The organism is Microcoleus sp. K5-D4 (assembly GCF_036704575.1).
GTDB lineage: Bacteria > Cyanobacteriota > Cyanobacteriia > Cyanobacteriales > Microcoleaceae > Microcoleus.
The window spans coordinates 113,377-122,046 of record NZ_JAUBSD010000005.1 but is presented as its reverse complement, the minus strand read 5'-3'; the positions used below and the strand labels follow the sequence as shown (position 1 = coordinate 122,046).

Here is an 8,670-nt window from a genome sequence, read left to right as displayed (position 1 = left end):
AAACACCCCCTATTTGTCCCCAATTGCCAGGCGGTGGCTGCGGGCTAGGAATCCTTGGCAAAACACCCCCTATTTGTTCCCAATTGCCAGGCGGTGGCTGCGGGCTATGAATCGTTGGCAAAACACCCCCTCTTTGCCCCCCATTACCAAGGGGTTGTGGCGGTAGCTGCGGGCTAGGAATCGTGGGCGAAACACCCCCTCTTTGTCCCCAATTACCAAGGGTAGGTTGGGGAAGCATAGCCAACCATTTTTGAACCGACTGAGGGCGCTTTGTCGCATCCATTTCCATCCCTTTCATAATTGCCCGATGCACCCCATCGCTAATATTAGGATTAATCTGAAACGGCGGCTTTAAAGGATGATTTGAAGCCCTCAAGAATGCAGCAGTTGGTGGTGTTCTCGTTAGCAGATAGTATAGCGTTGCCGCCAGAGCATAAACATCTGTGTACTCAGCAAATCTGCCACTTTCCGCATACTGTTCGAGAGGCGCAAAACCATGTGTTAATCCAAAAGTCATTTGTTGAGTGCGATCTGGAATAAAACCCCGCGCCAAACCAAAGTCAATCAAAACTGCATCTTGATTGTCGCGTACCATAATGTTTTGTGGCTTGATATCCCGATGGAGTAAACCTTTTTCGTGAACAACTATTACGGCTTCTCCCACTTTGCGGATGTAGTTTAAAGCTTCTGTTTCTGACAGAATGCCGCGCCTTTCCACCCATTTCCACAAATCTTCTCCTGCCACATATTCCATCGCAATGCAAGGCAAATTACCATGATCGAAATAGTTGTCTATTTGCAAAATATTGGGATGCCTGCACACAGATAGCTTTACCGCCTCATCTCGGAATCTGTCCCGATACCGCGCAAAATCTGGATCTCTCAATAATTCATCTTTCAGCGTTTTGATGACAACCCGCTGCCTGTTTTGCGCCTTCTGCGCTAGGTACGTGACCCCAAAGCCGCCCTCACCTAACTTGCCTTCAATAATATACCGATCGCCATTTAACCGCTGCCCCGGTGTCCAAACCATTCTCCTCACCGCCAACCAATATTAATTTTTATCTCGGCCTAGTCTGTATTTTAACTGTATTTTGTAAGTTCGGTTTTTCCACGGGTGCAACTTCAGTTCGCCTTCCCGGTGATGGTTGGCTTTTAGTTCGATCGCCCTTTTCCGACATAATTCGATCGACAAATTCGCCGCAATCTCATTAAGAATCCTAAATCCCAAAACCTCTTTACCCAAACAGTCCCTTTCTGTGCAAACCTAAAAAACAGCAGACACAATTTTATAAACTCTAATTACAGAACACTAGCAACCAGTTATGCAAACTCTGCCGAACCCCACTAAAACCCCCGCCACCGAACCCATCTTCGACACCACCATCAAACGCCGCAAAACCCGGCCCGTCAAAGTCGGTAGCGTCACCATCGGCGGCGGCTACCCCGTCGTCGTACAGTCGATGATTAACGAAGACACCCTCGACATCGACGGTTCAGTCGCAGGAATTCGGCGCTTGCACGAGATAGGCTGCGAAATCGTCCGCGTCACCGTGCCCAGCATGGCCCACGCCAAAGCATTAGCGGAAATCAAGCAAAAATTGCACGCCACCTACCAACCCGTGCCCCTCGTGGCCGATGTCCACCACAACGGCATGAAAATAGCCCTCGAAGTCGCCAAACACGTAGACAAAGTGAGAATCAATCCCGGACTTTACGTGTTCGAGAAGCCGAAAGCCGACAGAAGCGAATACACCGACAGCGAATTCGCCGAAATTGGCGAAAAAATCCGCGAAACCCTGGAACCTCTGGTGATTTCCCTGCGCGACCAAGGCAAAGCTTTGCGAATCGGCGTCAATCACGGTTCCTTAGCCGAACGGATGCTGTTTACCTACGGCGACACCCCCGAAGGCATGGTAGAATCGGCCCTGGAATTCATCAAAATTTGCGAATCCCTCGACTTCCGAAATATCGTAATTTCCCTGAAAGCCTCCCGCGCGCCCGTGATGGTGGCTGCTTACCGCTTGATGGTGCACCGGATGGACGAACTCGGCATGGATTACCCGCTGCATCTCGGCGTCACGGAAGCAGGAGACGGCGAATACGGCCGCATCAAATCCACTGCCGGCCTGGCACCTTTGTTAGCTGACGGTATCGGCGACACCATCCGCGTCTCGCTGACAGAGGCCCCAGAAAAGGAGATTCCCGTTTGCTACAGCATTCTGCAAGCCTTGGGACTGCGGAAAACGATGGTTGAGTATGTCGCTTGTCCTTCCTGCGGTCGCACTTTGTTTAATTTAGAGGAAGTGTTACACAAAGTGAGAGAGGCGACGAAGCATCTCACGGGTTTGGATATAGCAGTAATGGGCTGTATTGTCAATGGGCCCGGAGAAATGGCTGATGCTGATTACGGCTACGTCGGGAAGCAACCGGGTTATATCTCGCTGTACCGGGGCCGGGAAGAAATTAAGAAGGTGCCGGAAGACCGAGGTGTGGCAGAATTGATTGACTTGATTAAATCGGACGATCGCTGGGTTGATCCTTAGCCGATTCTTTCTCTGTTGTTAGAGTTGGACAATCCGACAATCCGACAGTCCGACAGGGGTTGAAACCCCTGTCTCATAGCTGAAGTCGGTTTAAACCGACTGAAGAGCACCTTTGTCAGAAGCTGCAAGGCCTGTTCCACAAAGAGTGAGAGTTCTATTCAGGGTGGGCATCCTCACGGGCCCCTGAATAGAATTCGCCAAAGTGGAATAATATATGTACGCCAAACGCGAGCCGGCCTTGCCTGTGTTAGATTGAGCGTAATTATTCTGAACTCTTTTCCTCCCGCGCGTCAGACAAATGGTTATAACAAAACGAGGGCTTGTTCTAAGTGCAGCAGCAGTGGTACTCACTGCTGTAACTCTTGCGAACACTGGTTGCAGTTCTAAATCTCTGGCTTCTTTTCGGGGAAGCCCTAAAGAGTTAGTTGATGAAGTTTGGCAGATTATTGACAAAAGTTATGTGGATGGCACTTTTAACCAGGTTGACTGGAAAGCGGTGCGGAATGATTATTTGAACCGGACTTATACCAGCGACGAGGAAGCTTACAAAGCAATTCGGGAAATGCTGAAGAAGCTGGACGATCCTTATACGCGGTTTATGGACCCTCAAGAGTTCAGAAATATGCAGGTTGACACTTCTGGGGAACTGACAGGAGTTGGGATTCAGTTGACTCAAGATGAGGAAACCAAAAAGTTGGTGGTGATTTCGCCGATCGAAGATACCCCGGCTTTTACTGCTGGTATTCTGGCCAAAGATATCATTACTAAGATTGACGGCAAGAGCACAGAAGGCATGGATACGAATCAAGCGGTAAGTTTGATTCGCGGCCAGGTGAATACTGAAGTGACGCTGACTATTTTGCGGGGAAGCAAGGAATTAGAATTTAAGCTGAAACGCGCTAAAATTGAAATTCATCCCGTGCGGAAGTCGGTGCAGAAAACTCCCATCGGAGAAGTCGGCTATATTCGCTTAAATCAGTTCAGTGCGAATGCTGCATCGGAAATGCGATCGGCAATTAAAGATTTGGAAGAGAAAAAGGTAACGGGCTATATTTTAGACTTGCGTTCCAATCCCGGCGGGTTGCTGTACGGAAGTATTGAAATTGCTCGGATGTGGCTCAAAGAAGGTACGATCGTCTCGACGGTCGATCGAGTCGGTGAGGCCGATAAACAAACTGCAAATAAGGCAGAACTCACAGACAAACCGTTAGTTGTACTGGTAGACGGCGGTTCAGCAAGTGCTAGCGAGATTCTATCCGGTGCTTTGCAAGACAACAAACGCGCGGTTTTGGTGGGAACAAAGACGTTTGGTAAAGGTTTAGTTCAGTCAGTACGCGGCGTGGGAAATGGTGCCGGTTTGGCGGTGACAATTGCCAAGTATTTTACTCCCAAGGGCACTGATATTAACAAAGCCGGGATTGAACCAGATTTTAAGGTAGAACTCACCGAGGCTCAAAAACAGGAATTGAGGCGCGATCGCGATAAAATCGCTACGACGGCAGATCCGCAGTACGCAAAAGCTATGGAAGTTTTGACACAGCAAGTTACTGGTAAAACAGGGAACAATAAGGCGGAGTCGAAACCGAATGCAGCGCCACCTAAACCAAATGCGGCGCAAGCAAAACCCAGTGCAGCACCTTCTAAATCTAGGTAGAAAACCTGTATAGGGTTTCAGTTAAAAAAAGCATTCGGGGAAAGATTTACGGCTAAAAGCCCAGATTTTAAACTCGAATGCTTCGCTGTTTTTGGCAATTCGTCCGGTGCAACCGAAATTTATATAATTCATCTGCGTTAATCTGTGTTTATCTGCCCTCATCTGCGGTTAAAAGAAGAGAATGTAAACCGCAGATGACAATGGATGGACGCTGATTTACGCAGATGTCGAGAAGAGAGATATGAAGAATTCCGATGCTAACAGATTTGATATCACGTTAGCTTTCGCGATGCGGAGGAAAGTAATAGTAATTCGTCATTGCGGCTGGCATTTGCCGGCGCGAATTAATCCGATGCGGCGGGCGATCGCATCTTCGGCAGAATCGTAAGGACCCCACTTTTCAATAATACTGGGGTTTTGTTCTTCAAGTTGCGCGAGGGGCAAAATCTCGCAATTACCAACAGGGCGTTTGACAATATAAAATTTTGGTGTTTCTGTCATAGCTAAATTCGTCACAAAAAAGCTGGATACTAACTAGGCAATTGGCTCATTATATCAAATAGGGAAACAGCAATGCCGTGTCCCAAGTGTGTCTTAGCATTAAACTCGCCGTCCTACAGTAGTTGAAACCCCTCCCGGACTGCGGATTTAACCGCCTGCAACTAATAAGAATTAAAAAAAACTAACACTTTTGGAAGATGCCACAATATTTATCTATGATCAAAATATAGACATTTGTCTAAACAGTGCATTAAACCCTTTCTGAAGTGGCGAAATATTCTAATCAATACCAAAAAACCATGCAATTTATACCCAAAACAATCCCCGAAATGCAACCAGAAATCATATCAGTTAAAGAATCACCGCCAGAACTTGTTACTTTCGATGTCGGCGGGATGAAATGTGCCGGCTGCGCGAAAGCTGTGGAACGCCAACTCATGCAATATTCAGGCGTAATTTCAGCTTGCGTTAACTTAGCCGTAGAAGTCGCAACGGTTGAGTGTGAACCGGGGACTGTCGATGCAGAAGCTTTAGCGAAAAAGTTGACTGATAATGGATTTCCCTCTCAGTCTCGTTCAGGTGAAAATCAGTGGGAAGCAGAAGCGACAACAATTGAACGACGGCGACAAGAAATTCGACAGCAAATCAAGCAATTGACGATCGCCCTTATCCTAATTATTTTATCGGGTTTAGGTCACGTACTGGGCACAAAAGCCCCAATTCTCAGCAATATTTGGTTTCACTGGGGACTCGCCACCCTAGCTTTGCTGCTACCGGGCCGCCCGATTATCGTTGACGGGTGCCGCAGTTTGTGGCGAAATGCACCCAACATGAATACTTTGGTAGCTTTAGGCGCTGTCACAGCTTACACCGCTAGCAACGCGGCCCTGCTGTTTCCACGCATGGGATGGGAGTGCTTTTTTGACGAACCGGTGATGCTGCTGGGCTTTATTTTGTTGGGCAAAACTCTCGAACAGCAAGCCAGACGCCGCGCTGCATCAGCTTTGCAAGCTTTAATCGCATTGCAACCGGCGAAAGCCCGCTTAGTAGATTTTAAACTTTCGAGTTTAGATTTGCGATCGCAAGAATTGCCTTTAAACTCGACATCAGAGGTCTACGATCCACAATACATTGAAATTCCCGCCGATCGCGTCCGAGTGGGAGAATGGCTGCAAGTTTTGCCAGGGGAAAAAATACCGGTAGACGGCGAAATTTGCGAAGGCAAAACAACCATAGATGAGTCGATGCTGACTGGCGAATCGATGCCGGTTTTGAAGCAGCCAGGAGATACAGTTGCGGCGGGAACTATTAATAAATCCGGGGCAGTTGTGATGCGCGCAACTCGCACCGGTAAGGAAACAACTGTAGCTCAAATGGTGGCTTTGGTGCAGGCAGCCCAAACTCGCAAAGCGCCGATTCAAAATTTAGCTGATACTGTGGCGGGATATTTTGTGTATGGGGTAATGGGGATATCGGTTTTAACTTTCCTATTTTGGTATTTTGCCGGGACTCATATTTGGCCTTCTGTGCTTTTAGGACACGGGGCAATGGATATGGGACACGGGGCAATGAATATGGGAAATGAATTGCCAATTATCCATTATCAATCGCCTTTGCTCTTAAGTTTGAAATTGGCGATCGCAGTTTTAGTCATCGCTTGTCCTTGCGCTTTGGGACTGGCTACCCCAACTGCAATTTTAGTCGGTTCTGGCATCGGGGCGGAGCGCGGACTTTTAATTCGCGGTGGTGATGTTTTAGAACGGGTCCATCAATTAGATACGGTGGTTTTTGACAAGACTGGCACTTTGACAACCGGAAATCTCACACTCACAGATTATTTGCCGATTTTCCAGAATTCCGAGTGGGATTTGAATTCAGATATAAATGTTGGCAACAGGCAAGATGCCTGTTCCACAATTGATGGGGTTTCTGGCAACAGCCAAGATGCCTGTTCCACAATTGATGGAGTTTCTGGCAACAGCCAAGATGCCTGTTCCACAATTGACTCAAAACTGCTGCAAATTGCGGCGGCGGTGGAAAGGGGCGCTTGTCATCCCATCGCCGCAGCGATTTTGCTGGAAGCTCAACAACAAGGTTTGCCGCTGCTAGCTGCTGAGGATTTCTGCACGGAACCGGGATTCGGGGTTTCTGCTTTGGTGGAGGGCCGACGGGTGTTCGCGGGGAATGCTGAGTGGATGAAGCAGCAGGGTGTTGCTGTGGCGACGGAATTGTCGGGGTCTTTGCAAGGCAAAACGGCGGTTTACGTGGCTTCTGGGGGCGTTTTGCTGGGGGTAATCGGGCTAAAAGATACTCTGAGGCCAGATGCTAAGGCGGCGGTGGAACGTTTGCGGGGCATGGGATTGCGGGTGATGATGCTCACGGGGGATACGGCGTCTGCGGCGGCGGTGACGGCGCAGCAGCTAGATTTGACGGCGGCTGATGTTTTGGCCGAGGTGCGGCCGGAGGGGAAGGCGAGGGCGATCGCAGCTTTGCAAGCCCAAGGCTGTAAAGTGGCTGTGGTGGGGGATGGTATCAATGACGCGCCGGCTTTGGCTCAAGCTGATGTCGGTATCGGTTTGCACTGCGGTACTGATGTCGCAGTTGAGACAGCTCAAATTGTGCTGATGCGAAATGCTTTGATGGATGTTGTTGAGTCGATCGAGCTGGGGCGCGCTACTTTTAATAAGATTCGCCAAAATTTATTTTGGGCTTTTGGTTACAATACTCTGGGAATTCCGGTGGCCGCAGGTATCTTGCTGCCTGCAACCGGAATTCTACTCAGTCCTGCGGCGGCCGGAGCATTTATGGCGTTTAGTTCTGTTAGCGTGGTTACAAATTCTTTGCTGCTGCGACGCGGATTTCGAGCTTAAATTTAGGGATTGCATATAAAAGTCGGAGGCCATAAGTCATTAACTAGAAACTAATGACTTATGGCCTCATCCCAATACGGATACAAGCCCCCCACACCAGGAGTCGAGACCAAAGAAGTTTCGACGTTAGTTCGAGGCCCCAGATTTATCTGTGGAGTCACTCTAAAATCTAAAATGTAAAAACGACTGACTGATGGCTAGAGTGCCATACTTTCCAAAAGTCGCCAGTTATTGTTGTTCATAATTGAACGACTCACTAGCTCGAACATTTGACGGCAGTGGTTGTTGGTTTGCAGGGGCAGTTCTTCGTTTTTAATCACGAAGTTCATGCGAACCTCTGAGTCGCTGGCCGTGTTTTTCTCAATTAGGACTTCTGCGGTGACAAGTTTGGCAATCGAAACTTGACCGGGAAGTTCGCGAGCCATGACGGAATCTCCTGTATTGTAGATAATATCAAGATTGCATGACTCTAAAATTTCAATCAGGGATTGACGCAGACGGTCGATCGGAACGGCAACGATAAAAAAACCAGTATAGCGAGCCATAGACAACTCCAGCCGTGAGGCATTTAGACTTTATTATCATACCGAACCTAGAACAGATGAACAGAACAATATGGATTTATTTTATTTAGGTGGAAAGTTAGGGCAATGAAGGGCAAACTTATCGTGTTTGAGGGGGTTGAAGGTGCGGGTAAAACTACGCAAATGCAGCGCTTGATACAGTTCCTGCAAGCAAGTTGCTGTTTGAGAGTCCGCTTGGTGGCTACTCGCGAACCTGGGGGTACTGAGCTGGGAAGGGGACTGCGACATTTGTTGCTGAAACAAGATGGGGGCGAATCTGTATCCGATCGAGCAGAATTACTCATGTACGCGGCAGATCGCGCTCAACACGTCGAAACTTTTCTCAAACCAGAGTTATCTAAGGGAACGATTGTTTTATGCGATCGCTTTACTGACTCTACGATTGCTTATCAGGGCTACGGCCGCGGCCTTAAGTTAAATTTAATTAAGCAGTTGAATGAAATTGCTACCGGAGGCTTGGAAAGCGATCTGACTTTGTGGCTGGATATTAATGTGGAGGAGGGTTTGGCGAGGGT

General features: G+C 48.3%; 7 protein-coding genes. 4 read left to right on the top strand and 3 right to left on the bottom strand.

Annotated features, from left to right (window positions below; genetic code table 11):
• Nucleotides 1-1,033: serine/threonine-protein kinase (locus QUA77_RS03350; RefSeq protein WP_333449258.1), on the bottom strand; the 1,033-nt coding region annotated here is incomplete at its 3' end.
• 292 nt (nucleotides 1,034-1,325) lie between these two features.
• On the opposite strand from QUA77_RS03350, the gene ispG reads away from it, so the two are divergent.
• Nucleotides 1,326-2,546, top strand: coding sequence for a (E)-4-hydroxy-3-methylbut-2-enyl-diphosphate synthase (gene ispG, locus QUA77_RS03345; RefSeq protein ID WP_333449257.1), 1,221 nt, complete (start codon nucleotides 1,326-1,328; stop codon nucleotides 2,544-2,546).
• Between the two features lie 298 nt (nucleotides 2,547-2,844).
• Entirely contained in the window at nucleotides 2,845-4,200 is a 1,356-nt protein-coding gene (gene ctpC, locus QUA77_RS03340; protein ID WP_333449256.1) for a carboxyl-terminal processing protease CtpC, read from the top strand.
• Between the two features lie 315 nt (nucleotides 4,201-4,515).
• Here the strand turns inward: ctpC and QUA77_RS03335 are convergent, their stop codons facing one another.
• Nucleotides 4,516-4,701 (bottom strand): DDE transposase family protein, encoded by a 186-nt coding sequence (locus QUA77_RS03335; RefSeq protein WP_333449255.1) that lies wholly within the window; start codon nucleotides 4,699-4,701, stop codon nucleotides 4,516-4,518.
• A 299-nt stretch (nucleotides 4,702-5,000) separates the two neighbouring features.
• On the opposite strand from QUA77_RS03335, the gene QUA77_RS03330 reads away from it, so the two are divergent.
• Nucleotides 5,001-7,571, top strand: a complete 2,571-nt coding sequence (locus tag QUA77_RS03330) for a heavy metal translocating P-type ATPase (protein ID WP_333449254.1) — start codon at nucleotides 5,001-5,003, stop codon at nucleotides 7,569-7,571.
• Between the two features lie 197 nt (nucleotides 7,572-7,768).
• On the opposite strand, the gene QUA77_RS03325 is transcribed toward QUA77_RS03330, so the two are convergent.
• Complete coding sequence (locus QUA77_RS03325; protein WP_190659999.1) at nucleotides 7,769-8,116, bottom strand: hypothetical protein; 348 nt, start codon at nucleotides 8,114-8,116, stop codon at nucleotides 7,769-7,771.
• A 105-nt stretch (nucleotides 8,117-8,221) separates the two neighbouring features.
• Between QUA77_RS03325 and tmk the strand changes: the two genes are divergently transcribed.
• Nucleotides 8,222-8,670: dTMP kinase (tmk, locus tag QUA77_RS03320; RefSeq protein ID WP_333449253.1), on the top strand; the 449-nt coding region annotated here is incomplete at its 3' end.

Coding starts and splice junctions, on each gene's coding strand:
- ispG (WP_333449257.1), top strand. CDS start 1,326: ATGCAAACTCTGCCGAACCCCACTAAAACCCCCGCCACCGAACCCATC.
- ctpC (WP_333449256.1), top strand. CDS start 2,845: ATGGTTATAACAAAACGAGGGCTTGTTCTAAGTGCAGCAGCAGTGGTA.
- QUA77_RS03335 (WP_333449255.1), bottom strand. CDS start 4,701: ATGACAGAAACACCAAAATTTTATATTGTCAAACGCCCTGTTGGTAAT.
- QUA77_RS03330 (WP_333449254.1), top strand. CDS start 5,001: ATGCAATTTATACCCAAAACAATCCCCGAAATGCAACCAGAAATCATA.
- QUA77_RS03325 (WP_190659999.1), bottom strand. CDS start 8,116: ATGGCTCGCTATACTGGTTTTTTTATCGTTGCCGTTCCGATCGACCGT.